Annotated in this window: 28 protein-coding genes and 2 pseudogenes; 12 read left to right on the top strand and 18 right to left on the bottom strand. The window is 36.4% G+C overall.

Annotated elements, in window-relative coordinates; translation table 11 throughout:
* Positions 1–858, bottom strand: coding sequence for a rod shape-determining protein MreC (mreC, locus tag PYW30_RS09915; protein ID WP_042219018.1), 858 nt, complete (start codon positions 856–858; stop codon positions 1–3).
* Between the two features lie 119 nt (positions 859–977).
* Between mreC and PYW30_RS09920 the strand changes: the two genes are divergently transcribed.
* Entirely contained in the window at positions 978–1,430 is a 453-nt protein-coding gene (locus PYW30_RS09920) for an NUDIX domain-containing protein (protein ID WP_042219020.1), read from the top strand.
* A 24-nt stretch (positions 1,431–1,454) separates the two neighbouring features.
* On the opposite strand, the gene rpiA is transcribed toward PYW30_RS09920, so the two are convergent.
* From rpiA to PYW30_RS09940, 4 genes are all read right to left on the bottom strand, one after another.
* Positions 1,455–2,126, bottom strand: coding sequence for a ribose-5-phosphate isomerase RpiA (gene rpiA / locus PYW30_RS09925; RefSeq protein WP_042219022.1), 672 nt, complete (start codon positions 2,124–2,126; stop codon positions 1,455–1,457).
* A gap of 76 nt (positions 2,127–2,202) precedes the next feature.
* Positions 2,203–3,294, bottom strand: coding sequence for an ABC transporter permease (locus tag PYW30_RS09930; RefSeq protein ID WP_042219024.1), 1,092 nt, complete (start codon positions 3,292–3,294; stop codon positions 2,203–2,205).
* Complete coding sequence (locus PYW30_RS09935) at positions 3,284–4,009, bottom strand: ABC transporter ATP-binding protein (RefSeq protein WP_023889716.1); 726 nt, start codon at positions 4,007–4,009, stop codon at positions 3,284–3,286. Before PYW30_RS09935 ends, PYW30_RS09930 begins: the two co-directional genes overlap by 11 nt.
* 2 nt (positions 4,010–4,011) lie before the next feature.
* Positions 4,012–4,722, bottom strand: a complete 711-nt coding sequence (locus PYW30_RS09940) for a pseudouridine synthase (RefSeq protein ID WP_014025528.1) — start codon at positions 4,720–4,722, stop codon at positions 4,012–4,014.
* A 130-nt stretch (positions 4,723–4,852) separates the two neighbouring features.
* Here PYW30_RS09940 and mnmE point away from each other — a divergent pair, with 130 nt between their 5' ends.
* Positions 4,853–6,217, top strand: a complete 1,365-nt coding sequence (mnmE, locus tag PYW30_RS09945) for a tRNA uridine-5-carboxymethylaminomethyl(34) synthesis GTPase MnmE (RefSeq protein WP_003133081.1) — start codon at positions 4,853–4,855, stop codon at positions 6,215–6,217.
* 38 nt (positions 6,218–6,255) lie between these two features.
* Here mnmE and PYW30_RS09950 read toward each other — a convergent pair whose 3' ends face one another.
* From PYW30_RS09950 to PYW30_RS09975, 6 genes are all read right to left on the bottom strand, one after another.
* A complete protein-coding gene (locus PYW30_RS09950) occupies positions 6,256–6,510 on the bottom strand; it encodes a hypothetical protein (RefSeq protein ID WP_042219026.1) in 255 nt (84 codons plus the stop codon).
* 36 nt (positions 6,511–6,546) lie between these two features.
* On the bottom strand, positions 6,547–8,553 hold the full coding sequence (recG, locus tag PYW30_RS09955; RefSeq protein WP_042219028.1) for an ATP-dependent DNA helicase RecG: 2,007 nt from the start codon (positions 8,551–8,553) through the stop codon (positions 6,547–6,549).
* A gap of 136 nt (positions 8,554–8,689) precedes the next feature.
* On the bottom strand, positions 8,690–9,826 hold the full coding sequence (locus PYW30_RS09960) for a tyrosine-type recombinase/integrase (protein ID WP_042219030.1): 1,137 nt from the start codon (positions 9,824–9,826) through the stop codon (positions 8,690–8,692).
* Between the two features lie 43 nt (positions 9,827–9,869).
* Entirely contained in the window at positions 9,870–10,085 is a 216-nt protein-coding gene (locus PYW30_RS09965; protein ID WP_042219031.1) for a hypothetical protein, read from the bottom strand.
* A 124-nt stretch (positions 10,086–10,209) separates the two neighbouring features.
* Positions 10,210–10,428, bottom strand: a complete 219-nt coding sequence (locus PYW30_RS09970; RefSeq protein WP_019291529.1) for a hypothetical protein — start codon at positions 10,426–10,428, stop codon at positions 10,210–10,212.
* Entirely contained in the window at positions 10,425–10,937 is a 513-nt protein-coding gene (locus PYW30_RS09975; RefSeq protein WP_042219033.1) for a hypothetical protein, read from the bottom strand. The genes PYW30_RS09970 and PYW30_RS09975 overlap by 4 nt, the downstream gene beginning before the upstream one ends.
* Positions 10,938–11,207: 270 nt before the next feature.
* Between PYW30_RS09975 and PYW30_RS09980 the strand changes: the two are divergent.
* From PYW30_RS09980 to PYW30_RS10020, 9 genes and pseudogenes are all read left to right on the top strand, one after another.
* Positions 11,208–12,362: pseudogene (locus tag PYW30_RS09980) on the top strand (IS3 family transposase); the annotation flags it as partial.
* 165 nt (positions 12,363–12,527) lie between these two features.
* Positions 12,528–12,845: a polysaccharide deacetylase family protein gene (locus PYW30_RS09985; RefSeq protein ID WP_150385311.1), complete on the top strand. Its 318-nt coding sequence runs from the start codon at positions 12,528–12,530 to the stop codon at positions 12,843–12,845.
* Between the two features lie 76 nt (positions 12,846–12,921).
* A complete protein-coding gene (locus tag PYW30_RS09990) occupies positions 12,922–13,812 on the top strand; it encodes an IS982-like element ISLll1 family transposase (protein WP_042219927.1) in 891 nt (296 codons plus the stop codon).
* 24 nt (positions 13,813–13,836) lie between these two features.
* On the top strand, positions 13,837–14,295 hold the full coding sequence (locus PYW30_RS09995) for a polysaccharide deacetylase family protein (RefSeq protein WP_257874155.1): 459 nt from the start codon (positions 13,837–13,839) through the stop codon (positions 14,293–14,295).
* A 5-nt stretch (positions 14,296–14,300) separates the two neighbouring features.
* On the top strand, positions 14,301–14,495 hold the full coding sequence (locus PYW30_RS10000) for a hypothetical protein (RefSeq protein ID WP_042219940.1): 195 nt from the start codon (positions 14,301–14,303) through the stop codon (positions 14,493–14,495).
* Positions 14,496–14,559: 64 nt separating this feature from the next.
* Positions 14,560–14,895: an ArsC/Spx/MgsR family protein gene (locus tag PYW30_RS10005; protein WP_162174787.1), complete on the top strand. Its 336-nt coding sequence runs from the start codon at positions 14,560–14,562 to the stop codon at positions 14,893–14,895.
* A 425-nt stretch (positions 14,896–15,320) separates the two neighbouring features.
* Positions 15,321–18,290, top strand: a complete 2,970-nt coding sequence (locus PYW30_RS10010) for a BspA family leucine-rich repeat surface protein (protein ID WP_197911534.1) — start codon at positions 15,321–15,323, stop codon at positions 18,288–18,290.
* Between the two features lie 179 nt (positions 18,291–18,469).
* Positions 18,470–18,571 (top strand): putative holin-like toxin, encoded by a 102-nt coding sequence (locus tag PYW30_RS10015; RefSeq protein ID WP_255204113.1) that lies wholly within the window; start codon positions 18,470–18,472, stop codon positions 18,569–18,571.
* A 204-nt stretch (positions 18,572–18,775) separates the two neighbouring features.
* The gene (locus PYW30_RS10020; RefSeq protein WP_042219915.1) at positions 18,776–19,150 is read left to right on the top strand and encodes an ArsC/Spx/MgsR family protein; all 375 of its coding nucleotides are present in this window, start codon (positions 18,776–18,778) and stop codon (positions 19,148–19,150) included.
* A 51-nt stretch (positions 19,151–19,201) separates the two neighbouring features.
* Here PYW30_RS10020 and PYW30_RS10025 read toward each other — a convergent pair whose 3' ends face one another.
* From PYW30_RS10025 to PYW30_RS10040, 4 genes are all read right to left on the bottom strand, one after another.
* Complete coding sequence (locus PYW30_RS10025; RefSeq protein WP_042219918.1) at positions 19,202–19,807, bottom strand: recombinase family protein; 606 nt, start codon at positions 19,805–19,807, stop codon at positions 19,202–19,204.
* A 174-nt stretch (positions 19,808–19,981) separates the two neighbouring features.
* Positions 19,982–20,278: a BRCT domain-containing protein gene (locus PYW30_RS10030; protein ID WP_042219880.1), complete on the bottom strand. Its 297-nt coding sequence runs from the start codon at positions 20,276–20,278 to the stop codon at positions 19,982–19,984.
* A 243-nt stretch (positions 20,279–20,521) separates the two neighbouring features.
* Entirely contained in the window at positions 20,522–20,686 is a 165-nt protein-coding gene (locus PYW30_RS10035; protein ID WP_169740176.1) for a hypothetical protein, read from the bottom strand.
* A gap of 161 nt (positions 20,687–20,847) precedes the next feature.
* Complete coding sequence (locus PYW30_RS10040; RefSeq protein ID WP_338150028.1) at positions 20,848–21,303, bottom strand: ArsC/Spx/MgsR family protein; 456 nt, start codon at positions 21,301–21,303, stop codon at positions 20,848–20,850.
* A gap of 48 nt (positions 21,304–21,351) precedes the next feature.
* Between PYW30_RS10040 and PYW30_RS10045 the strand changes: the two are divergent.
* A pseudogene (locus PYW30_RS10045) lies at positions 21,352–22,509 on the top strand (IS3 family transposase).
* 244 nt (positions 22,510–22,753) lie between these two features.
* On the opposite strand, the gene PYW30_RS10050 reads toward PYW30_RS10045, so the two are convergent.
* From PYW30_RS10050 to PYW30_RS10060, 3 genes are read right to left on the bottom strand one after another with little or no spacing between them, the layout of a single operon-like run.
* Positions 22,754–23,932 (bottom strand): MFS transporter, encoded by a 1,179-nt coding sequence (locus tag PYW30_RS10050; RefSeq protein ID WP_052370199.1) that lies wholly within the window; start codon positions 23,930–23,932, stop codon positions 22,754–22,756.
* On the bottom strand, positions 23,932–24,954 hold the full coding sequence (locus PYW30_RS10055) for an AAA family ATPase (protein ID WP_042219872.1): 1,023 nt from the start codon (positions 24,952–24,954) through the stop codon (positions 23,932–23,934). Before PYW30_RS10055 ends, PYW30_RS10050 begins: the two co-directional genes overlap by 1 nt.
* On the bottom strand, positions 24,944–25,477 hold the full coding sequence (locus PYW30_RS10060; RefSeq protein ID WP_096822746.1) for a ThiF family adenylyltransferase: 534 nt from the start codon (positions 25,475–25,477) through the stop codon (positions 24,944–24,946). Before PYW30_RS10060 ends, PYW30_RS10055 begins: the two co-directional genes overlap by 11 nt.
* Between the last annotated feature and the right edge of the window lie 338 nt (positions 25,478–25,815).

The following is a 25,815-nucleotide window of genomic DNA, read 5'->3' on the forward strand; positions in this document are numbered from 1 at the left end:
TTAGTTGCCTCCAATCATGCCTTGAATCACAAAGACAAACCGGATATCATACAAATTGCTGGCAGGTTTCACATATACTTTACGGTTCAAGCCTTGATCTGTTTCTTTAACATCAATTACTGTTCCAAGCAGGAGACCACGTGGTGAATCTCCTCCAAGACCGCTAGTAACAACCTGGCTTCCCTTTTCGATATTGCCTTCCCCCACTAAAGATGTGACAACATAAGCATTCTGATCCTCATCATAGCTCGCAAGAAGTCCATTTACTGGATCACTCGGGCTACCCAGGCGAACGGGGATTTTAGCATCAATACCTTTATCGGAGCTCAGCAAGGAAACTTTAGAGGAATTTTCGTTTACCTGACTTACACGCCCAATAACACCCCCATTAGCCATAACGAGTTGACGGTTTTTGATACCTTGTTTACTCCCACTGTCAATAACGAGCGTATCTGCCCAGCTGGCAGGATTACGTGTAATCACATTTGCCGAAATACTCTTATAGTCTGTCAATGTTTCTTGAAGCTTCAAGGCTTCTTTTAATTCTTTATTTTCAACTTCTAGACTTTCTTGATTATTTTTCGTACTGCTTAAGTCTGCCACCTGTGTTTTCAATGACTGATTTTGTTTATATGTATCAAAAAGATTGCCCACTTGATTGGCTTTGTCCTGAACAAAACGGATCGGTGCACCAATAATTCTGTCTATGGTTCCTGTACCATCATTAATAATTTGCGTCATCGTTGATGGATTTTTATTATTCTTAAAATTATCAGCCGAGATGAAGATTGCTGTAAATGCTGAAATAACAATAATTAAGGCGATAATAATCATTTTACTAAGATTGAATTTTTTCACTGTTCATATTTCCCTTCGCAAGAGCTTTGTTTAGCCTCTTTATTTTATCAAAATTGTCAACTTTTTGATAGAATATAATTAAATTTTCTTCTATAAAATTATATCGGAGGGCCGTAAATATGACACAACAAGAAATTCCAGTCTTCGGTGAAAAAATTGCCGGAGTCGATTACCAATACCGTTATGGAGTGTATGGGATTGTTTCACGTGAAAACAAGAGCCAAATCTGCCTTGTTCAAGCACCAAACGGGGCCTTTTTTCTCCCTGGCGGAGAAATTGAAGCAGATGAAAATCATGCCCGCGCTTTAGAAAGAGAACTTCTGGAAGAGTTAGGGGCGACTGCGACCTTAGGCCGATATTTCGGTCAAGCCGACGAATATTTTTATAGCTCACATCGGGATAAATATTTTTGCAATCCTGCTTACATCTACGAGACTCTGGAGGTTCATTTTGATCAGGCTCCTCTTGAAGATTTCAATAAAATTTTCTGGTTTGATGTGCCGACTGCTTTGGCGAAACTCAAGCGGGGATCTCATAAGTGGGGCGTGGAACAATGGCTTAAGACCAAATAAAAAGAAGGAGTCCTCTCCTTCTTTTTATTTTTCTATAATTTTCACACCGGCTTGTCCTGCAACAATAACTTTTTTGACCATGTTATTAAACAAACCATGCTCGACAACTCCCACTGTTAAGTCAAGCTCTTCAGCCAACTTTTCTGGCTCAGTAATCTTTTCGATATGCAAATCAATAATATAATGTTGCATATCAGTTATAAGTTTATCTTGGCCATTCATACGCCATGTTGGGCCATAACCTGCCGCTTCAAATTTTCGGAACAACTGCTCTGAACCATAAGGAATGACTTCAACAGGAACTTTAAAACTTCCAAGATTTTGTGAAAGTTTACTTTCATCAACAATCCAAATATAATCTTTAGAATATGTGGCTACGATTTTTTCCATCAGCAAGGCTGCACCGCCACCTTTAATCCCATTAAGGGCTGTATCAATTTCATCTGCACCATCTACTGTCACATCAACATGGTCCACTTCATCAATTGATTTTAAAGGAATATTAAGACTTGCAGCTTGCTGACTGGTTACATTTGATGTCGTAACGCCAACAATATTTAGACCTTCTTCCTTAACACGACGTCCCAGTTCTTCCACAAAGAAAGCCGCCGTTGAACCTGTGCCTAAACCAACAATCATACCAGACTTCACGTATTCAGCTGCTTTTATACCTACTTGTTTTTTTAAATTTTCCATTTGTAAAATCCCTTCAAATACTCTTCTCAATCATTATAACAAAAAAGCGAAAATAACTCGCTTTTTATTTGAAGAGCTAAGTTTTTCTTAAACCTTTCAAAGCCACTACATTAGCTACGTAAAATACAAGAGCAAGCCCCCCTAAAATAAGCAGGTTATTCCCAATTTGAGAGAGGCCCATACCTTGTTTCACTACTTTTTGAAGTGCATCAACTCCATAATACAGAGGCATAAGATGGGCAATCCAGCGCAAGGGCTCTGCCATTGTGTCGACATTAATAATACCTGAAAAGAGGAATTGTGGTACGACAGCTATCGGAACAAATTGGATAAATTGAAATTCAGTTTTTGCAAGGGCAGACAACAAAAGTCCAATCAAAAGCGCAATCAGAGCAATCAGTAAATTAATCAACAAAACAAAGATGAAGTTCCCCAAAATCTGCATTTGTAAAACATAACGTGTCCAAAGCACAATTAAGCTTGTTTGAAGGAGGGCGAGGAAACCATAGGCTAAAGTATAACCAGCCACAATTTCAGTCCGTCTGACAGGCGTAACCAGCATTCGCATAAGTGTACCACTGCTTCGTTCATTAACAAGAGAAATGCCTGATATTAAAAAGACAAAGAAGAAGACGAAGAAGCTGACCAGCAGTGGCGCCAGATTGTCAAACATACTCAATGAACTGTCTCCATAAAGATAATGACTTTTTACGTTCAGGGTGGGGGGCTCTAACGAGGCTTGCGGCACTTTTTCTACAGAACTTTTTGCTGGGTTTTCTCGCATGATCGCTGGGATCTTTTGAGCAACTTGTCCAATCATCTGAGTAAGTGCTTGTGTTTTTGCTGTGTCTCTATTTGCATAGGTTACTTCTATTTCATTTCCTACTAGCTGTACAAGGGCATCCAAATTGTGAGCATTTACTGTTTCTCGTTTATCTAACGTTTCTTCTATTTCAATCACTTCTAGTTTATCGTTCTGCTTGAAAACTTGTGCTAAAACGTGTTGGTTTTCTTGTAGACCCACACGGTATTTTATATCCGACGGAACTTGAAGAAGAAAATATAAAAGAGTGAGAATGCCAAGAGGAGCAAAGAAAAGTAAAGCTAAGCTTCGTTTATCTCTCAGTCTTTGGAGCAGTATACGTTTAAAAATCGCTTTAATTCTCATCATCATCACCTGCTTGTGCTGCTTGAATAAATGCCTCTTCCACAGTAGAAACATGGAACTGGGATTTAAGGGCTTCAGGACTTCCTTGGGCCACAAAGTGCCCGTCTCTTAATAAAATAACTCGATCACACCGCTCTGCCTCATCCATGACGTGTGTCGTCATAAGAATAGCTTTGCCCATCCCTGCTTGTCGTTTAAGCTCTGTCCATATTTCCTGTCGAAGTTCTGGATCAATACCAACGGTGGGCTCATCCAGACATAGTAAAGGGGCATTCGTCTGTAGGGCAATGGCCAAAGACAAGCGGCGTTTCATCCCGCCAGAATATTTTGAGACAGCTTTGGACAAGGCGGATGTTAACCCCACGGTTTGAGCAGCTTTAAGCAGCTCCTCTTCACTTATTTTTCCTTGAAGGGCGCCGAAAAATTCCATATTTTGTTTGCCTGTAAGTTCTGCAAACAAGGCATCCGACTGTGCCATATAGCCAATCTTACGCATCACTTTGCGGTTAGGAATCTGGATGTCAAGGAGTTTGATTTCCCCACTATTAGGAGCAACAATCCCGAGCAATGCATTTATAAAAGTTGACTTTCCTGAACCTGAAGGACCAATGAGTCCCACAATTTCTCCTGCAAATAGACTTAAAGATAGGTTTTTCAAAACCACCTCTTTTTCAAATTGGACACTTAAATTTTTTACAGAAACTACTTCTTCCATAGCTACTCCTTGAGTTTTAAAATTTCCTCTTCTGTGAGCGGACGATACGCGCCCAAAGTTAATGCCTTATCCAGTTTTAAACTTCCCATACGTATCCGTTTGAGATAAGTTACCTTCATCCCTACAGCTTCAAACATTCGTTTGACCTGATGAAATTTCCCCTCATGAATAATGAGGCGGATGTCACTTTTACTCTCCTCTGATTTCTCAATAAAAAGTTGACCTGGTTTGACGTTCTCTCCAGATTTCAAGGTCAAACCTGCTGCAAATTCTCGAACTGTCTCTTGTGTAACTTGGCCTTGGATTTGAGCAAAATATTCTTTTTCCACATGTTTCTTGGGGCTCAAGAGATTATGACTGAGTGGTCCATCATTTGTCAGCAAAAGAAGGCCTTCTGTATCTTTATCTAAACGCCCTACAGGAAAAAGATCTTCGCGAAAATCTTGAGCCTTTAATAATTCAACAACTGTTTTGTCCTTATTATCCTTTGTCGCCGAAACAACACCAGCAGGTTTATTAAGGAGATAATAATAAAATTCTTGATAAACTAGGGGCTGGCCATCATAGTTTACACTGTCTTTACCTGGCTCAACATGTCGTTTGCCATCTTTCACCTTCTGATCATTCACTGTCACTTTTCCTGTCTTCAGAATCACCTTCACTTCTTTACGTGATCCGAGTCCGGCTTCCGCCAAATATTTATCCAATCTCATACTCTTATTTTACTAGAATTTTGCTCAATATGGATAAGATAAACCTTTAAGAAGGAGTTGACGAATCTTTATTTTTATCACGACTTGTTATATAATAAGGCATACTGAAATTAGTAATTAGGATAAAAATATGATAACAAAAGAATTTGATACTATAGCAGCCATTTCCACACCTTTAGGTGAAGGAGCGATTGCTATCGTCCGATTGTCTGGTAGCGATGCGCTCTCAATCGCTAAAAAGGTCTTTCAAGGAAAAGATCTCGATAAAGTAGCTTCACACACCATCAACTACGGTCATATATTTGATAAAGACCGTCTCGTTGATGAGGTTATGCTCTCTGTGATGAAAGCTCCTAAAACCTTTACACGTGAGGATCTTGTAGAAATCAACACACATGGCGGAATTGCTGTCACTCAAGAAATTTTGCAACTCCTGCTTCGCTCTGGCGCACGCCTCGCTGAACCGGGTGAATTTACTAAACGTGCTTTTTTAAATGGACGTATTGACTTGGCCCAAGCCGAATCCGTAATGGATTTGATTCGCGCTAAAACAGACCAGGCAGCCAATATTGCTGTAAAACAACTTGATGGAAGCCTCTCTAACTTGATTAACAACATTCGTCAAGAAATTTTAGAATCACTTGCGCAAGTTGAAGTTAATATTGATTATCCTGAATATGATGACGTTGAAACAATGACAAGTCAAATGCTTCTGGAAAAAACGGCTCATTTTGAACAGCTTCTGGAAACACTGCTTGCCACAGCTAAACGTGGCAAGATTCTCCGTGAAGGTTTGAGAACAGCAATCATTGGTCGTCCAAATGTGGGGAAATCAAGTTTGCTCAATCAGCTTTTACGTGAAGAAAAGGCCATTGTTACCGATATAGCAGGAACAACACGTGATGTTATCACAGAGTTTGCCAATATTGGTGGTGTGCCCCTTGAGTTAATTGATACTGCTGGTATACGAGAAACTGAGGATGTCGTTGAAAAGATTGGTGTCGAACGTAGTCAAAAAGCCTTAGAAGAAGCCGACTTGGTCTTGCTTGTACTTGATGCTTCATCACCTTTAACTCCTAAAGATCTGGAATTATTGGAACTTTCCTCTGCGACAAACCGTATCATCTTGCTGAATAAGACCGATCTACCAGAAAAAATTGAGCTCGAAAAACTCCCTGAAGACTTTATCAGAATTTCTGCCTTAAAAAATGAAAATCTTGATGCCGTTGAAAAACAAATACGCGCTCTATTTTTCTCTGGGGAAATTGAAGCAAAAGATGCAACTACTCTTTCCAATGCACGTCATATCGGTCTGGTCGAACAAGCTTTAGATGCTTTGAAAGAAGCAAACAGAGGGTTGGCGATGGGACTTCCTGTGGACCTCATCCAAGTGGATATCACGCGCTGCTGGCAATTGCTTGGTGAAATAACCGGAGAAGCTGCACCGGATGAACTGATTACTCAGCTTTTCAGCCAGTTCTGTTTAGGAAAATAAAAAACATAAGTCGGAGATACTCCGCTTATGTTTTTTATTTACTGCCAGCCCATAAATAAAGCCAGAAGAATAGATGCTGATCCGATAAATGAAAGGAAACACAAGGCAAAACCAAAGGTAAAGATACTTGTTCCATCTCCTTCATAGGATCTTCTTGTGCGCTTTCCTTTATAGGCAAACATACTGCTTAAGGAGAGGAGAGTGAAGATGAACTGCATGGGAAGAGACTGCCATTCGGCAGAAAAATTCATCAGAGAAAGTCCACCACCTAGAAATGCTAAGAGAAGTCCCATGTTTTTTCCTTCTTTCTTGAATTCACAATTTCAACGTTAATCAAAGCCACCGTCAACATCCAAGTCTGCAAGCATCATCTGATATTCTGGGCGGTCAGGTGTTTTAAAAACTTCCTGCGCTTCTTGACGTGCCACCTCTAAAATATTGTAATCATTCACTATGTCAGCTGCTAGAAATTCTGGTAAACCTGATTGACGCACGCCGAATATTTCTCCGGAGCCTCGCATCTTCAGATCTTCTTCCGCTAAACGGAACCCATTCTGCGTTTGACACATGATCTCCATCCGGTTTTTACCTGATTCTGTCTTGGGATTGGCAACAAGTATCGTATAGGACTTCTTACTCCCCCGCCCTACACGGCCTCGTAACTGATGCAGCTGAGAGAGGCCAAAGCGATCCGCATCCATAATCACCATAATCGTTGCATTCGGCACATCCACACCGACTTCAATCACCGTTGTGGAAACCAGAACAGACAAATCCCCTGCCTTAAAGGTCTGCATGATCTGATCTTTCTCTTCATTTTTCATCTTCCCGTGCAGTAAACCTATGCCTGTTTCTTCGCCAAAATATTGGTTTAACTCTTCATAAAGAGCTACAGCATTCTTTAAATCTAAAGCTTCTGATTCTTCAATAAGCGGCGAAATAAAATAGACTTGAGCCTGCTGCACCAGTTCTTCTTTTATCCATCGTAAGACCTCTGGAAGCTGCTCATGTTTTACCCATCTGGTCGTAATCGGTTGCCGTCCTTTAGGCAATTCATCGATGATGGAGACATCCATATCCCCAAAAGCCGTAATCGCTAAAGTCCGAGGAATTGGTGTCGCAGTCATCATAAGTACATCAGGGTTTTGACCTTTTTCGCGTAAAACTTTCCGTTGGTTAACCCCAAAGCGATGTTGTTCATCGGTAATGACCAGACCCAAGTCATAAAAATCAACACCTTCCTGAACCAAAGCGTGCGTTCCCACAACCATCTGTGTCTGACCACTTGCTAAACTGTCTAGTATCTCTCTTCTCTCCGCAACTTTTAAACCCGAAACGAGAAGGCTAATTTTTAGCTCGGGAAAAAGATTCTTTAAGTTAGCAAAATGTTGTCGGGCTAAAATTTCAGTAGGGACCATTATAGCTGCTTGAAGCCCTGATAATACAGCTGCATACATTGCTAAGCTGGCAACGACTGTTTTACCTGACCCGACATCACCTTGTAAAAGACGGTTCATATGGTAAGCTGAGGACATATCTGCTAAAATTTCATCTAATGATTTTTGTTGGGCACCTGTCAGGTCAAAAGGAAGATTTTTAATTTTTTCTTCCATCAACTGCTGGTCAAAAATAACCTTCCGTCCAAAGCGTTGTGCTTTCTCTTTATGTTTCAAAGCCTGCAACTTCAGTTGAAAGTAAAAGAGTTCTTCAAACTTCACGCGCCTTAAAGCTTGCTTGTGCATCTCCATATCCTCTGGAAAATGCATGGCACGTACCGCCTCCTGCCGAGGCATCAAACGGTACTTTTTCAATAAATAGTCTGGCAGATTCTCGTTTAACTCCGATAGAAGCCCACTTTCAAAGGCCATTTGAATTGTTTTCACCAAGCTGGATTGCTTCATCCCTGCGGTAAGGTGATATACAGGGGAAAAGCCGTCTTCTGCTTGTGTTAATATTTTCATCCCTAGCAATTGCTGCTTTTTTTGTTCCCACTTGCCATAGACCGCGACTTCTTTTCCAACCTCAATCTTATCCGCCAAATAGGGCTGATTAAAAAAGCTCACAGCAACCACAGCTTCACCTTGTTTGAGTTTAAACGTGAGCCTGTTGCGTTTAAAGCCATAATATTGGACATTGGCGGGTGTCACCACTTCACCAATCACCGTTGCTTTTTCTCCATCTACCATTTCAAAAATTGAACGTCCAGCAAAATCTTCATAACGAAAAGGGAAATAAAGCAATAAATCCTGTATTGTAGCAATGCCAAGCTTCTGATAATTTTCAAAAGATTTAGGTCCGACACCTTTCAGGTATTGTATACTGTCTGTTAGTTTCATAAGTTCATTTTAGAAAACAGAAGCCCAAAAAACCTTTAAACAAGCTGTTTGACAACTTTTCAAGATAATCTTACCTCCTCTGTTTTCCCTAACTTTCCCTCTCTTTCCGCCTAGTTTGGTTAGTTTTTGGTTAGTCCTAAAAACTAAGCTCATTCATTTTAAAATTTAAATCATTTCGCATGTTTTTGGTTACATGACTGTACACTTGTAAAATCATTTTCTCATTTGAATGCCCAACTCGTTCCATAATCACCTTGATAGGTACATTCATTTCAACTAATAATGAAATATGAGAATGTCTTAACATATGTAAATGATAACGACGTTCTTCACCTTCACTCCCCAACTTTTTAGAACAAATTCTCTTAAAATAGGTTGATAATTCGTCTCTCCCATAAATACGACCTTTTTCACTTACAAAGATAAACTCTTTATCATAACTATCATTAGAAAATAATTCTAATATTTCCATACATCTTTTATTCAATGAAATAGTACGATACGAATGCGCAGTCTTAGGTGAAAGCAATTGTCTTGCATTCGCTACATAACCATGTAAATTTAAAGTATGATTAACAGTAAGAGACTTTTTTTGAAAATCAATATCTTCCCATTTTAAAGCAAGTAATTCTCCTATACGTAAACCCGTTAGAAACATAAATTCAAATAATGCTGTCTGCCTTCGATACTTTGACAAACTATACCCATAATTAAGAATTAATCTCATTTCTTTACGGTCGAGAAACCCATTTTGTTTTCTTCTTACATCATCTGAAGTAGCTCTAATTTTAGGTAAAACAACCTGTAACATTGGGTTGCTTTTTATATATCCAACCTTTTGAGCATACTCGAATAATAAATTGTAATAAGTTTTTCTTATCACACGTGTTGTAGGTGCTAAATTTAAATCTAAAATAAACCTCTGTATTTCCTGCCCTGTAACATCTGATATTGGTTGTGTTCCAAACTTTTTCAAAAACTTAATGAAAGCCCATGTTTCAGTATGAACAGATGAAGCCTTTAATTCTTCATCTCGAATTTCTCTCCACTCTTTAAAAACTTCGTCAACTGTGGGTACTTCTTGTAGAATTTGAACTTCTTCTTTTAAAAGTATTTTTTCAATTTTTAAAGATAATCTATTTCTTGCTTCTGATTGTGCAATTCTACTTTTTGAGTTAAGTGTAATTGTTGTTTGTCGCCATTTCCCTTGATTTTTATCAAAAAATTTTTCAAAATAGCGATATTTGCCATTTTCTAACTTTTTATAAAACATATATTCTCCCTGTAAACCAAGCAAGAAAATGTGTATACCGTTATTATAACATTTCTCGTTGCTTTTCTCCTTTACTTATCCAATAATCGTAGAACCCTGCATAACTTACCATAGTGTGTCCTCGTGGTCCAACTACATATTTACTGAACTCATGATTCCCTCTCATTTGACTAATATAATTTTGTATTGTCTTTTTCTCATATTCAAAAATTTCTGCTAACTTATTTGGTGTACATAAATCTGTAAATCGTTCTTCCATTTCTTTTTCCCTTCTCTATTTTTTAGACACAATAAAACTCATCAAATACTGATAAGCTCTTTTTACCCAAAAATAAGGCGAGATCTCTCCCGCCCTTAATATTCACCGATTTTATTTTAACTACTTACAATTCTTGTCTTACAACTTTCCCCTCCTTATCTTTTTTGATAATAAATTTCTCTACTATTTCATTTTTACAGTAGGCTATCGCCCCTCCTGTATAATTAAAGTTTCTATCTAATGAAAAAGACACATAATCATATTCAGGATAAACAGACCTCTCAGGCACATCTGAACAGTACAAGCTCACAAGTCTATTTCCTCTTAATCTGTAAACAATCATTGCCCCTCCAATTCCAATTGATAAGACTTTCCATTAATCCAATGCATAGACCCTAATTGCCTAGCTTTCTGTAATGTAGAATTTATCGAAAGACCGTTTTTTTCTAAATCCTCCGCATAACCTCTCACATAGCGAACGCAATTATCTAAGAAATTTAAAAAGACTTCCAAACGCTGACTATATTTTTTATCTAAGTTCACTAAGAAAATCACAAATTCTGACATAACAGATATTGCCCTATTGTCTTTACTTTGATAATCGTATATGTTTTGTTCTAATTTCCCCCATGCTTCATTTGATAACGTCATTGTAGACTGGCGCATAAGTTCAATTTTTCGTTCATAAGCAATCAATTTCTCGCACCATTGAATGACATCAGATAGTCTAGCATACGGTGGTAAAGATAATTCCTGTTCAATTTCTCTTAACCGTTTATCAAAGGCAATATACTTCATATTCCATTGACTTTCTGCATTCTTTACTTGATTACGAAGCCGTGTTAAATCCATAATTTCTAATATCCAGAACGTTCGACAAGTTCAGTTACTGGTGCGATATACTCTGCTACGAAACCAGTATATCTAGCGAAATCTTCGCTACCTATATTTTTATAACGGATAATCACGGTATGATTTCCACATTTATAAATAGTCCTGCTATCATTAACACTCACACAGCGAAATATCAAATGCTTATAATAGTGGAGCTATACTATAAAAGTAGACACAAATATGTGTGTTATAATCTGTCTAAGAAGACACAAAAATGAAAGGACTTTTATGTCAGGCTTTAAACGTTACGACGAGGAATTCAAACAATCTCTCGTCAACCTCTATCAAACAGGTAAAACTCAATCCGAACTCTGTAGAGACTATGGCGTCTCCGTCTCTGCTCTTGCAAAATGGATTAAGCAGTACTCTCAAGTTCGTCTTGAAGATAATACGGTGTTGACTGCCAAACAGATTCAAGAATTACAAAAAAGGAATGCACAACTTGAGGAAGAAAATCTGATCTTAAAAAAAGCGAGTGCCATATTCATGCAAAACTCCAAGTGAGATTAAAAGCAGTCTATAGACTCCGATTTGAACACACGACAGTTATGCTCTGTCGTGTTTTACATGTCAATCGTTCCACCTACTATAACTTCATTAACAAGAAGCCTTCGAAGCGTGAAATAGAAAATCAACGCTTGAGAAAATTACTCCTTGAGATTTATATGAAAGCTAAGAAAAGAATTGGAACGAGAGCTTTTAAAATCATTCTTCTGCGTGATTATGGCGTTAATATTTCTGAAGGCCGTATCTTACGACTTCTCAAGTCTATGACACTCCCTAAAATGTCGACCATTAAACCTCGGGTTAAATCAAAACACTCTCCTGCATTTTCTTCTGATAATCTCCTTAAACAAGAATTTAATCCGAAGTCCCCGAATCAAGTTTGGACAACTGATTTCACTTATATTTCTATAGGACCTAAGCGTCACGTTTATCTCTGCGCCATTCTTGACCTCTACTCTAGAAAATGCATCGCTTGGAAAGTAAGTGATAAGATTGATGCTAAACTTGCTTGTGACACCCTAGAGATGGCTATAAATAAGAGAAAACCTAAGGAACCAATTATTTTTCATTCAGATCAAGGGAGTCAATTTAAATCAGCTTCCTTTAGAAAAATATTAGATGAGCATCAGTTACTTGCTTCTTACTCTAAACCTGGGTATCCTTATGATAATGCCGTAACTGAGGTCTTTTTCAAGTACCTTAAACAAAGAGAAATTAATCGAAGAACTTATCACACCATTCAAGAGGTTCAACTCTCTTGCTTTGAATACATCGAACAATTCTACAACAACTATAATCCTCATTCTGCCAACAATGGTTTAACTCCAAATCAGAAGGAAGAAAAATATTTTAAGAAAATATAGCTCATTTTATGTCCAATTATTTGACATTAGTCCAAATTTCAAGGATATCAAAAAGGTATACAATCTTCTTGATTATTATCATTTAAATAAGAGTGACAATAGAAGGATACTTGATGATTTACAACAATTAGAAACCGCTATCAAGAAAATAGATCACTCAAAGCAACTGATACAAAAAATGGAAACCACTCCGAATATACAAACTATAAAAGAAGCTAAGGAGGAGGTAAGGGAATTATCAGGAAATTTTATTAAAGAAGATAAGATAGCTATGATGAAGAAAATTCAATTAGTTGAATCGCAAACTCGAAAGATAGAAAATGAGAAACTTAAATATAAAAATAAGAAAATAGTTGCCTTAACATTTGATGATGGACCTAATCCCTCGACTACTCCTATCCTACTTCAAATATTAAAAGAGGAACAAGTACCTGTGACATTTTTTGCCTTGGGAGAACAAGCAGTAAAATATCCTAATATTAACCCGAATTGCTAGTTAATTTCATTGGAAAATAAATAAGTCGTGCTATCCTAATCTTAAACCACTAAGCATTAGAAAGCGCACGACTTATATGACTTATAATAGCACACTTCCAAAAGTTTTTGTTTATTTACTGACAACCATTGAGACGCTTTATCAAACGAGTGTACCCCTTGAGGTTCAAAACCGAAAGAACGTCCATCTCGCAACATCAGATTGCTTAGTTATCGCTTGTTACCTATGGGGCGTACTGCATTTTAGTGAAACGCTTAAAGCTAAGCACCAAGTGGCTCAAAGTTTATTTCCTAATTTCCTAGAATATTCTCGCTTTGTCCGTCGTTGTAATGCCCTCTTACCGAGTATCCAAGTCATTCGCCAAGCACTCGTCTTTAAAGAGGTTGAAGGAATTAGTGTATCCATTATTGATAGCTTCCCCATTCCTTTGTGTCAGCCTATTCGTAATTTCAGAAGCAAAGTTCTTGGAGATTATGCAAATGTTGGCTACAATGCTACAAAGGGACAGTACTTCTATGGATGTAAATGTCATGCTTTAGTCAGTGAATCAGGCTATGTCATAGACTACACAATTACTCCTGCTTCAATGGCTGATAGTTCAATGACCGAGGAAGTGTTGAGTCAATTTGGGACACCAACAGTCCTTGGAGATATGGGATATCTAGGTCAGTCACTGCATGATAGGCTGGAATTAAAAGGAATTGATCTAATTACACCTGTCAGGAAGAACATGAAGCAAAAGAAAATCCTTTTCCCTAATTTTTCAAAACGTAGAAAAGTGATTGAGCGAGTTTTCTCTTTTTTGACAAATCTAGGAGCTGAGCGTTGTAAAAGTCGTTCGCCTCAAGGTTTTCAATTGAAATTAGAGATGATACTTTTAGCGTATTCTTTACTGTTAAAATCAGCTAAATCACTGGAACCAGAGACTTTAAGATATTCTATCGGGTATCAAGTCATGGCTAAATAATCAACTAGCAATTCGGGTAATATTATCAAAAAAGAATCTGATGATGGACATGAAGTGGGATCTCATACTTGGGATCATAAAGATTTAGTTACTCTTTCTTCTAAAGATCAAATAAGCGAAATTAAAAATGCTAGTCAGTTCATTAATAAGATAACTGGTAAAGATGTCAAACTTTATAGGCCGCCCTATGGAAGTTATAATACAGGTATTTTAAATATTACAGATTTAACCGCGATAAATTGGAGTGTGGATACAAATGATTGGAGATATACTACAAGTGCCCCCGTGGTATCAAATGCTATTTCTAATGTACATGATGGTGCGATTATTTTATTACATGATATTCATCCGTGGTCGGTCAATGCAGTGCCTCAAATTATTCAACAATTAAAACATCAAGGATATAATTTTGTAACAGTGAGTACTTTGCTGGATATAGAAGTAAATGGTGCAAAAAAACATAAAGTTTATTTTGGAGATTAGTATTAATGAGAAAAATAATAAGAAAAACAATAAAATCATGTTTTAGAGTGATTTTAGGAATAATAATATTTGGAGTATTATTGAGTATATCTGGACCTCTTATACAATATTCTTGTCCAAAATTGTTAGCTCACTTTATAACTTTAGCTATTGGTATGGGGATTTTATTGGAAATAGATATTTTTAAACCAACTAATTAAGGGATAAACAAATATGATATATATATATTGTGATAAATCTGATAAAAGATTTCAAAGAGGTGTTGTGTGGCTAAAAACACATAAATTAGATTTTAGTATAATAACCTCTCATAATATTACCAAAGAATTGATTTTGCAGGCATTACGAGTTTCAGAAAATGGTTTTGATGATATACTAATTCCGGTTGAAAAAATGTCATCAACAAAAAAGGAGATTTATGAATTTTTTTGTGATGAAAGTATGTCTGTTTCTACCTTACTATCTGTACTTAGATATACACCTATGTTGCTCAAATCTCCTATTATGTTTGATGACAAGCACTTGATGACTGGTTTTGATGAATATGAAATAAGAAAATTTTTACCTAGAACTTATAGAGAAAGAAGTCGTTTCCGATAAATGGACCAATGACATTAAGTCAAGTAATTTCATGCTTTTAGCAAAGAACATTGAGCTTAATTCTAGGTTATTTGTAGTTCCTGAGGAAGTCTGATATAATGAGTCCATCATGAAAAAATTTGTTAAGGTTATAAGTTTATTGTTAGGCTTTCTTGTGGTATTAATTTTAGGACTGGTGCTTGTGTTTAATCTCTCCCCACGTCCCGGATGGATGGAGCTATACTATAAAAGTAGACACAAATATGTGTGTTATAATCTGTCTAAGAAGACACAAAAATGAAAGGACTTTTATGTCCAATTATTTGACATTAGTCCAGGATAGCACGACTTATTTATTTTCCAATGAAATTAACTAGCAATTCGGGTAGTTAATCCAATAATTTAAAACTCAAACTTAACTTATATTGTTAAAGAAAGGAATAACAATGATAAAAAAATCTTCATTACTATTGGCGGCAGGAATCTTAATCTTGCCTTCCACTACGCCGCTTGTTGCGACAGCCACAGAGGTGACCCTCTCGTCCCAAATCAAAAGTACTTCAAGTACACCTTCGAAGCCGCTTCCTTCAACGCTTCCCTCAGCCTCCAGTTCAAAGGGTTCTGCACCTCAAACGTCAGAACCTGCCTCAACTTCTCAAAGTCAAGCGACTTCTAAGGAAACCGTAGCCAGTTCAAAACCAGTGGTAACGACGACCCAAAAGAAGGAGCCAACCGCTCAAGCACAGCAGAGCACTTCTTCTAATCTCGCAGCTATCGCTTCAGGCACATGGGGGACGGTGGCATGGAACATTGATGCCGCAGGTAACTTGCACTTAGGTGCAGGGACGCTTGAAGATACATCCAATAACGTATCGCCATGGGACCAATATAAGTCAAAGATTAACAAGATTTCCTTTGATGGCGCAGTTGTGGCGGCAGCAAATTCATCGTATCTGTTTTCTGGTCTAGATCAGCTAACAGAGATTGATAACATCAGTAATTTCAATACCTCCAACGTAACCGATATGCGCCATATGTTCTGGAAATGTCACGCCTTAACCACCTTGGATCTATCTTCATTTGATACTTCTAATGTAACCGATATGAACTATATGTTCTATGACTGTTCCGCCTTAACCACCTTGGATCTATCTTCATTTGATACTTCTAATGTAACCAATATGAGCACTATGTTCTATGGCTGTAGCGCCTTAACCACCTTGGATCTATCTAAATTTGATACTTCTAATGTAACCAGTATGAACTATATGTTCTATGGCTGTAGCGCCTTAACCACCTTGGATCTATCTAAATTTGATACTTCTAATGTAACCAGTATGAACTATATGTTCTATGGCTGTTCCGCCTTAACCACCTTGGATCTATCTTCATTTGATACTTCTAAGGTAACCGATATGAACTCTATGTTCTATGGCTGTCCCGCCTTAACCACCTTGGATCTATCTAAATTTGATACTTCTAATGTAACCAGTATGAACTATATGTTCTATGGCTGTAGCGCCTTAACCACCTTGGATCTATCTAAATTTGATACTTCTAAGGTAACCACTATGAACTATATGTTCAATGGCTGTAGCGCCTTAACCACCTTGGATCTATCTAAATTTGATACTTCTAATGTAACCAGTATGAACTATATGTTCTATGGCTGTTCCGCCTTAACCACCTTGGATCTATCTAAATTTGATACTTCTAATGTAACCAGTATGAACTATATGTTCAATGGCTGTAGCGCCTTAACCACCTTGGATCTATCTAAATTTGATACTTCTAAGGTAACCACTATGAACTATATGTTTTCGAATACGACCATTAAAAAGCTAACTTTAGGATTGAAATCACACTTGTTAGGTACATGTGATTTGAATCCTGTTCCAAAAAATAATAATTATACAGGAAAATGGCAAAGTATCGGAACAGGTACCCCAGCTTCACCAAATGGAACTTGGTCAGGGGATACCGCGGACTTGATCAGTCGAAGTCAGACCGGTGTGGCGGATACCTATGTTTGGCAACCAGCAGTTCCTGCGGCAGATGTGACGGTGAAGTACGAGGATACAGACGGCAAGTCAATCCATGCTTCTCAAACGATTAGCGGAAATGTGGGCGATACTTATGATGCAACGACGGCAACTTATAAGTTAGCCATTGATGGGTACACCTTAGATGCGAGTCAATTGCCGGCAAATGCGACCGGAACATTATCAGCCACGGCTCAAACAGTGACCTATGTTTATACAAAGAATCCCGTTCCTGCGGCAGATGTGACGGTGAAGTACGAGGATACAGACGGCAAGTCAATCCATGCTTCTCAAACGATTAGCGGAAATGTGGGCGATACTTATGATGCAACGACGGCAACTTATAAGTTAGCCATTGATGGGTACACCTTAGATGCGAGTCAATTGCCGAAAAATGCGACCGGAACATTATCAGCCACGGCTCAAACAGTGACCTATGTTTATACAAAAAACCCAGCACCAGTGAAAGCCGCAGATGTGACGGTGAAATACGTGGATACAGACGGTAAGTCAATCCATGCTTCTCAAACGATTAGCGGAAATGTGGGCGATACTTATGATGCAACGACGGCAACTTATAAGTTAGCCATTGATGGGTACACCTTAGATGCGAGTCAATTGCCGAAAAATGCGACCGGAACATTATCAGCCACGGCTCAAACAGTGACCTATGTTTATACAAAAAACCCAGCACCAGTGAAAGCCGCAGATGTGACGGTGAAATACGTGGATACAGACGGTAAGTCAATCCATGCTTCTCAAACGATTAGCGGAAATGTGGGCGATACTTATGATGCAACGACGGCAACTTATAAGTTAGCCATTGATGGGTACACCTTAGATGCGAGTCAATTGCCGAAAAATGCGACCGGAACATTATCAGCCACGGCTCAAACAGTGACTTATGTTTATAAAGAAAATTCAACTCCACCTTCTAAACAAGAAGTGGTAAATGTTTATCGTCTTTATAATAAAAAATCAATGGAACATCTCTATACAGCTGATGCTTATGAATACAAACATCTCCCAGAACTTTCAAGTGATTGGGTTCGCGAAGGTATAAACTTTAAAGAGTATAAAAAATCGGACTCTACGACTGTGACTGTCCATCGTCTTTATAATCCTAAATCAGGAGAACATTTGAATACGAAAGATTCAAATGAGGTTAAAGTTTTGACGTCTAAAGGGTGGAAGAGCGAAGGAGTTGCTTTCTATACACCAAAAGCAGGTGGAAAACCAGTTTATCGCCTCTTTAATCCTAAAGCAGGTATTGGTGCTCACTTTATGACAGCAGATTCTTATGAGAAGAGTGTTTTAACAAAAGCACCGAAAGAATGGAAATATGAAGGTGTAGCGTGGAATTCTGTGAAGTAAATTGAAAAATATATAATCGCAAATTGAAAAAATTGGGATACCATATAAAAAATAAAGGGAGCAGCAGGCCGTAGATGGCTTGTTGCTCCCTTTTTTGGTATAATAGTAAGGTAGAGTTTATGAACGGTAGCCCCGATTGGAGGTGATGCCATGGTTTTAGTGGCAATTCCTCACAAAACATGAAAGGCGAAAATTTTTTGACTGTTTACCAGGCATTGAGTCTTATGATTGCTTTTGCAACATTAATGATTCTTGTCTTAAACACAAGTAACAAAAAATGACCGTTCAGCTTAGCAGAGCTATTGGTCATTGATTAAGTAGTATTGCTACCGTTCTTAAAACGGCTACATGGGACTTATATCGAGCAAGTCCTTTTTCTTTACTTTTATTATAACATAGAAAGTAAAATTATGTTACTAAATAAACCAAATATGATATTTTTCTCTGCTATGATACAATAGGTAAAGTTAAATAAAGGATGAAAGATGATTAAAGTTTATTATAGAGGAAGCTGTGGTTCTTCTCGACGTGCATTTGCTTGGTTTGAAAAATATAATATTGATGTAGAAAAACTACAAATTAGTAAGATGACCAAGAGTGACCTTATCAAACTCCTCCAACATTCCGATGAGGGTTTAAAATCTATTGTGAAACGCCCAGGAAAGAGCAGCTCAGAAGTTAAAGAAGCTCTACAATATATGGAACATCTTTCCCTCAATGAAGCGCTAGACTTCATACTCTCACATCCTTACGTCATGCCCACTCCAATTATTATGGAGGACAATAATCACTTTATTGGGTATAATGAAGATGAAATACGGATATTTCTACCAAAAGAGTATCGTCGTCATCGACCATAAACAAGACAAAAGAAGAACGCTGATGTTCTCCTTTTTTTTAGTGTAGATATTTTATAAGCCATTTGCTTTTTTTATTTTGTAAACGGTAGGTCGAGAAAGACCATTTTTTTTGGCTATTTTTGCCACTGGGATTTCTTCCTTTAGCATATCTACTACTGCTTTATAAACTAACTTTTTTTGAGGGTCTGCCGAGTTGAGAGAGTATTCTGTTGGGCGTCCTTTGTATCGTCCTGCTTGCTTTGCTAAGAGTACGCCTTGGCGCTGTCGTTCTCGTATTTTCTCACGTTCATTCTGTGCGATGTAACTTAGAAGAGATAAAAACATATCAAACATGGCGTTGTCGAGAAGTTCACTTCCTGTGTTAAAATCTAAAAACTGTGCATCTAATATTTTCAAAGCGACATTTTTCTGCTTCATAAAAGCAACTGTATTTTTTATATCCTCATAATCACGACCTAGTCGATCAAGAGAGGTGACGATGACCTGGTCTCCTTCACGGATATACTTCAACAATTTTTGAAACTCTGGGCGCTGCGTATCTTTTCCGCTCACTTTTTCTTGGAAAAGTTTATCGATGTTTTGTTCCGACATCATCTCTAATTGCCGGTCTAAATTTTGATCTTGTGAAGAGACTCGAATATATCCAATATTTGCCATAAAAATTCCTTTTTTTAAAACGATATAATTTACATGTAAAATTTACTCGTGTTTTTACTGCTATTATAACATTTCTCAAAATAAATTATAAGTAGACTTAAAATTTACAGTTGATAAAAAAATAGCACTCTCTAAACTATAGAGAATACTGTTCTATCGTTATTGCAAAATAATCTATAAGCCTTTTGAAAGAAGTTGAAAAGTTTGAGCTATAAGTTCAATAAATTCTTTCTCGGACATTATTTTTATTTGTTGCCCTGATTGGGCAGCTTCTTCTGCTTCTAAGAGCTTCTGTGATGGATGATAACCTTTTATTAAATCAATCGGAAAATAACCTATGACGAGTCGTGTGGTTTTCTTAGTCACGCTGCTTTGGTTATGACCTTTTAATCCAGTAATAATAGATTGTGCTTGTTTTCTTGTCATCGTTGTAAGTGTTCCAGTGAACACAAAATATTCATCTTTCAGCATTCACTCCACCTCACATTCTTTTGACTGAACTCAATGCTCAACTTATTTGACCTTTTACAAATCCAATTATAGCAGAAAGTGAAGATAAGCCATTGTAGTATACTCTGATGGACACTTGTAATATATGAATATAAAGGTATATTTGACATAGTTTATCAATATGGTATAATGAAATAAGAAAAGCGATAGGAATTGCCGTTCCTACCGCTTGATAAGTCTCGGAGTATTACTAGATATCAGCGTCTACTTTTTATAGTGGGCGCTTTTTTTGATACAGTAGGCTTTCGCACAGGAAATTTTATATTTCCCATAAGCAATGTAAAACTTACCTAATGCACCAAGTATAATCGCAATAGCAGTCGCAATTCCGATAATCAAGTAATACTCCCTCTCTATAGATGTAGACATAAGGTTATACCTCCAGTCTCGAATAAATTTGAGAGAATAGCCTTCTATCTTTACTCCATAAAGAAACTTATCAGGAGTTTCAAAGTAATGAACTGTCCACTCCATAAACTAATTATACCATAGAGAACACAAGACCTGCAGTTAAATTCAGGCTTTTTTTATTAACCTGCAAGTAATTCTAATCGTCTTAAGTGAGATATTTTTGTCTTTGCCTCGACTCTTCTTTTTTCCTTTGGGATAAACTTTCTAATGTTCTCACTGTCGTATCCCAGCTGTACTCTTTTTTCATCAAAAATAATAGGAGTACATAATAATTCCAAATGATTTTGTAAAAAGGATAGAGCGGACTCTAAAGACATTTCCTCAAGACTCTTTACAAGCCACTGATAGTTTGGGGCTGTCTTTTTCTTTCGGCCATATAATGCAGATAGCCCCTCTTCTTCCAGGCTTAATATTTGAATCAAAATATCACGAGTAAGATTGAAAGGTTGACGACTGATATTGATTTCTTCATAATCAATGTCATGAGTATCTAGCCACCGTCTCGCATTTCGACAAGATGTACTGCTATTCTTTGTGATTATCGTTGGAGCTATACTATAAAAGTAGACACAAATTAGTGTGTTATAATCTGTCTAAGAAGACACAAAAATGAAAGGACTTTTATGTCAGGCTTTAAACGTTATGACGAGGAATTTAAGCAATCTCTCGTTAATCTCTACCAAACAGGTAAAACTCAATCCGAACTCTGTAAAGACTATGGTGTCTCCCCTTCTGCACTTGCAAAATGGATCAAGCAGTACTCTCAAGTTCGTCTTGAAGATAATACGGTCTTGACTGCTAAACAGATTCAAGAATTACAAAAAAGGAATGCACAACTCGAAGAAGAAAATCTTATCTTAAAAAAAGCGAGTGCCATATTCATGCAAAACTCCAAGTGAGATTAAAAGCAGTCTATAGACTCCGATTTGAACACACGACAGTTATGCTCTGTCGTGTTTTACATGTCAATCGTTCCACCTACTATAACTTCATAAACAAGAAGCCCTCAAAACGTGAAATAGAAAATCAACGCTTGAGAAAATTACTCCTTGAGATTTATATGAAAGCCAAGAAAAGAATTGGAACGAGAGCTTTTAAAATCATTCTCCTGCGTGATTATGGCGTTAATATTTCTGAGGGGCGTATCTTAAGACTTCTCAAGTCTATGACACTCCCTAAAATGTCAACGATTAAACCTAGAGTTAAATCAAAACACTCTCCTGCATTTTCTTCTGATAATCTCCTTAAACAAGAATTTAATCCTAAGTCCCCGAATCAAGTATGGACAACTGATTTCACTTATATTTCTATAGGACATAGACGGCATGTTTATCTCTGCGCCATCCTTGACCTCTACTCTAGAAAATGTATTGCTTGGAAAGTAAGTGACAGGATTGATGCTAAACTTGCCTGTGACACATTAGAGATGGCTATAAATAAGAGGAAGCCTAAGGAACCAATCATTTTTCATTCGGATCAAGGTAGCCAATTTAAATCAGCTTCCTTTAGAAAAATATTAGATGAGCATCAGTTGCTTGCTTCTTACTCCAAACCTGGATATCCTTATGATAATGCCGTCACTGAGGCCTTTTTCAAGTACCTCAAACAACGGGAAATAAACCGAAGAACTTATCACTCCATTCAAGAAGTTCAACTCTCTTGCTTTGAATACATCGAACAGTTTTATAACAACTATAATCCTCATTCCGCAAACAATGGATTAACTCCAAATCAGAAGGAAGAGAATTTTTTTAAGAAAATATAGCTCATTTTATGTCTAAATATTTGACATTAGTCCAGTTTTTTGGTTAGTTATTTTTATAAATACTATTCAAAGCTTTACCTTGTAAGGTTACAACCTCTTAAATTTCATAAGTTCATTAATAAGAAAAGACCTCCAAATCTTTTTTGAAAGTCTATACTTTAGGGTTCACATCAGTATTAATTTCAGCACCCCTTTACTTTATATATTTTTGTTTACACATACTCTTTTTTATCTGCTTAATTTAATATACAAATTCGTATCTAGCTTTCTACATATAAAGACTGATTTCGTGACCTAATGATTAGGAAAGATGAAACTAAAAAGAATATTACTATAGCACAAACTGATACTAATTCAAAAGAATATAACCTATCAAAGTAGCTAACTCCCCACAGAAATATTAACGAAACTACACTAGAAACTGTTCCACTAAAAGAAACTATAGAGGAGAAAGCCTTTGTAGGTGCTTCTTTTTGTAATTCTAGCACTAATTGATTGCTATAAATATAAAATGGGAACAAAAAGCAAATTATAGAAAATACAAATAAAAGTTTGTTACTCATCACAAAAGAAACTATTAGAAATAGGCTAAGTGCTGAAATTAATGGAAATTTCAAAGAATAAAAGTCAAATCTCTTAAAAATTCTATTACTTACAATTGCAACTATTTGAAACAAGATATAGAATAATCCAAAATATACGTCAGAAATTTTTGTGTTTAAAAACATAACTTGCCAAAATTGAAAGAAAAGTTGCATAATAATTTGAAAAGCCGAAAGTAAACCTATGCTTAAAAATATACTCTTATTTTTTATTTGTTTTATAGTACCTAATATTTCAGTTACTTGTTGTGGCTTTTTCAATTGATGTATTGCCTCTTCTTTAAAAAAGAAAATAATAATTAACGCTGACACAATAATAGTCACAATTGATATTACATAAAGACCTAGATCTAAAAATTTATAAATAAATGACCCGATCCCACCACCAATTAATCCACTATACAATTGTGTATTATTAAAATTCACATTAAATTTCTTTATTTTTTCACCATCATTATCATAACTTCTTAGAAAATAAGTTTCTAAAGAGCCACTAATCGCTGCACTACTAATTCCATAGACAAACCATGACATACATAATGGAATTAAACTATCAGAAAATATTATTATAAAATAGGATAGCGCAAGAAGCCCTAAAGACATTATATATATTTTTTTTTCAGACCAGATGTCTGTAATAATCCCTGATGGAAATTCAAATAGTAAGACTGCTAACATAAAGAAACCTTGAATAAAAGCAATATTACCTACTGTCATACCTTTATTAAGAAGAATTACTGTTAAAACAGCATGCGGTAGTACACGTGCTAAATTATATAAAAAATAGCTTAGATAATAAATCTTTACTTTATCTGAATACTTTATAACTCTATTCACTATAACATTTCCTCCTTCCAAATATACTCAATTTTTTTTACTTCACCTAAAGATATTAACGTTTTCTCATTCAACATGCAATAAGAATAAACAGTATCAAACATATCTAAAAATTTATCAATTAATTTTTTTTCACCATACAATGAAATAGCCTCGTTTAATAAATAATTTATGGCTTCATCTGTATATTCAATATCAAAATCTAGTAATAAATAGTGTATGTTATCTTTTATTGTATCCTTTGTTAAGGGTAAAAGTTTAAAAATATTAAATCTTCTAATGAATGCTGTATCCTGTTGTATCCGATTTAACTCCGAATAAGTTGTTGCGCCTATTAAAGAAAGCTGACCTGATGATAGGTGAGGCTTTAATATGTCTAGTGCTGAGACCCCTCCTTCGGTTAATCCTAAATTATACAGAGTATGAACTTCATCTATAAAAAGGACAATATTATTTTCAATAGAAAATTTTATTATTTCATTAATTTTTTCCTCGAAGCTTCCCCTATACTCTGTTCCTGCAATTAAATTAGTAATGTCTACAGCCATAATATTAGAATTATTCCTTTTTGCATTTAAATGAGAAATAATTTCTGTTTTACCAACCCCTGCTTCACCCACTAATATTATATTTGATCTTCTTTTTTTATTTAATAAAATCTCTAATAGATCATACTCCTTATCTCTACCAATTAGTTGCCCATTAGGAACTAAAGGTAGCAATCCATTTGGAAGATTTAAAGCATCCAGTTTATCCTCGTTTAAAGCGTTATTAGTGATATTATTAATTATTTTTATTGCATGTGTTTCCGCAAATATAGTTAATGCCTTTTTTTTATAAAAAAACAATTCATATGTTTCAAAGTTATAAAAAGTATTTTGGGGTAGCGTCATGAAGATATTATCGTACTTCAACTCCCTTAATTTATTAATTATTATTACTTCAGGATTATCAGATACTAGATACTTTAGATGTATCCCTTTAACAATAAACTCACTCAACGAGATTTTCTCATAATTCATATTTGTCAATTTCCATAGTGTCCATATTTAATGCAATTCTTGTTGCAAAAGTTGATGGGTTTGCACAACCAGTAATATATTTTATGACCTCAAATGCTGTAAATTGTCCCACAGAACCATTTAAAGGCTCAATAACTGTAGTTACATATAGTTTATCATTTAGCCTTGATATCTTTTCAATGGAGTTCTCATGGTTAGGAATTAAATCCCCATATTTCTTTGTTTTTCCTTTAAGAATCATAGGTCCAACAATTGCAGTTGAAGTACTTGAACCATTATAAATATAAGGAATTTCGAGATCGTATATTGCTTCATCAACAATATAGCGTATTTCACCTCTTGGATTATCCATTGTATTAACCACAAAATCGTACTTCTGCTGCCCAAGTATTTCTTGTATCTGTTCTTTATTAAATATTTGTTTATTAATCGTTGTAATATTGGCTTCTGGGTTTATCTCTTGTAGTCTTTTTTTAGCTATATCAATCTTCTTCTTGCCAATATCCCCCTCCTCGTATAATATATTTTATGGGTATTTTTCACCCCAATTTTCTAACAATTGTTATCGTTTTACTTGACTATTGTGACGTTTCCCAGAATAATTATTCTTAGGAATGGACTCAAAAGGAATATGCTAACTCTCCTTGTTGCTTCGTCTTCTTCATAAGTCTGCGACCCGAGCTGTATCAAATCTTCCAACTCACTAGCTGTTTCCACCGTGATTACTCTGCTCTTAGTAGCGAGCAGGCGGTAAGTAATCGCTGTGATGGGTATTCTAATAAGCGAGGATGAAGGGATACAGAGTTCTGGGGAATCTCTCAGTAGTCAAGTATAGTTTCCTAATCAAATGAAAGGAGGTCC

Source organism: Lactococcus garvieae subsp. garvieae (genome assembly GCF_029024465.1).
GTDB lineage: Bacteria > Bacillota > Bacilli > Lactobacillales > Streptococcaceae > Lactococcus > Lactococcus garvieae.

Bases quoted from the DNA above. Each gene is read 5' to 3' on its own strand.
- PYW30_RS09920 (WP_042219020.1), top strand. From the start codon at position 978: ATGACACAACAAGAAATTCCAGTCTTCGGTGAAAAAATTGCCGGAGTC.
- rpiA (WP_042219022.1), bottom strand. From the start codon at position 2,126: ATGGAAAATTTAAAAAAACAAGTAGGTATAAAAGCAGCTGAATACGTG.
- PYW30_RS09930 (WP_042219024.1), bottom strand. From the start codon at position 3,294: ATGAGAATTAAAGCGATTTTTAAACGTATACTGCTCCAAAGACTGAGA.
- PYW30_RS09935 (WP_023889716.1), bottom strand. From the start codon at position 4,009: ATGGAAGAAGTAGTTTCTGTAAAAAATTTAAGTGTCCAATTTGAAAAA.
- PYW30_RS09940 (WP_014025528.1), bottom strand. From the start codon at position 4,722: ATGAGATTGGATAAATATTTGGCGGAAGCCGGACTCGGATCACGTAAA.
- mnmE (WP_003133081.1), top strand. From the start codon at position 4,853: ATGATAACAAAAGAATTTGATACTATAGCAGCCATTTCCACACCTTTA.
- PYW30_RS09950 (WP_042219026.1), bottom strand. From the start codon at position 6,510: ATGGGACTTCTCTTAGCATTTCTAGGTGGTGGACTTTCTCTGATGAAT.
- recG (WP_042219028.1), bottom strand. From the start codon at position 8,553: ATGAAACTAACAGACAGTATACAATACCTGAAAGGTGTCGGACCTAAA.
- PYW30_RS09960 (WP_042219030.1), bottom strand. From the start codon at position 9,826: ATGTTTTATAAAAAGTTAGAAAATGGCAAATATCGCTATTTTGAAAAA.
- PYW30_RS09965 (WP_042219031.1), bottom strand. From the start codon at position 10,085: ATGGAAGAACGATTTACAGATTTATGTACACCAAATAAGTTAGCAGAA.
- PYW30_RS09970 (WP_019291529.1), bottom strand. From the start codon at position 10,428: ATGATTGTTTACAGATTAAGAGGAAATAGACTTGTGAGCTTGTACTGT.
- PYW30_RS09975 (WP_042219033.1), bottom strand. From the start codon at position 10,937: ATGGATTTAACACGGCTTCGTAATCAAGTAAAGAATGCAGAAAGTCAA.
- PYW30_RS09985 (WP_150385311.1), top strand. From the start codon at position 12,528: ATGGAAACCACTCCGAATATACAAACTATAAAAGAAGCTAAGGAGGAG.
- PYW30_RS09990 (WP_042219927.1), top strand. From the start codon at position 12,922: ATGACTTATAATAGCACACTTCCAAAAGTTTTTGTTTATTTACTGACA.
- PYW30_RS10000 (WP_042219940.1), top strand. From the start codon at position 14,301: ATGAGAAAAATAATAAGAAAAACAATAAAATCATGTTTTAGAGTGATT.
- PYW30_RS10010 (WP_197911534.1), top strand. From the start codon at position 15,321: ATGATAAAAAAATCTTCATTACTATTGGCGGCAGGAATCTTAATCTTG.
- PYW30_RS10015 (WP_255204113.1), top strand. From the start codon at position 18,470: ATGAAAGGCGAAAATTTTTTGACTGTTTACCAGGCATTGAGTCTTATG.
- PYW30_RS10020 (WP_042219915.1), top strand. From the start codon at position 18,776: ATGATTAAAGTTTATTATAGAGGAAGCTGTGGTTCTTCTCGACGTGCA.
- PYW30_RS10025 (WP_042219918.1), bottom strand. From the start codon at position 19,807: ATGGCAAATATTGGATATATTCGAGTCTCTTCACAAGATCAAAATTTA.
- PYW30_RS10030 (WP_042219880.1), bottom strand. From the start codon at position 20,278: ATGCTGAAAGATGAATATTTTGTGTTCACTGGAACACTTACAACGATG.
- PYW30_RS10035 (WP_169740176.1), bottom strand. From the start codon at position 20,686: ATGTCTACATCTATAGAGAGGGAGTATTACTTGATTATCGGAATTGCG.
- PYW30_RS10055 (WP_042219872.1), bottom strand. From the start codon at position 24,954: ATGAATTATGAGAAAATCTCGTTGAGTGAGTTTATTGTTAAAGGGATA.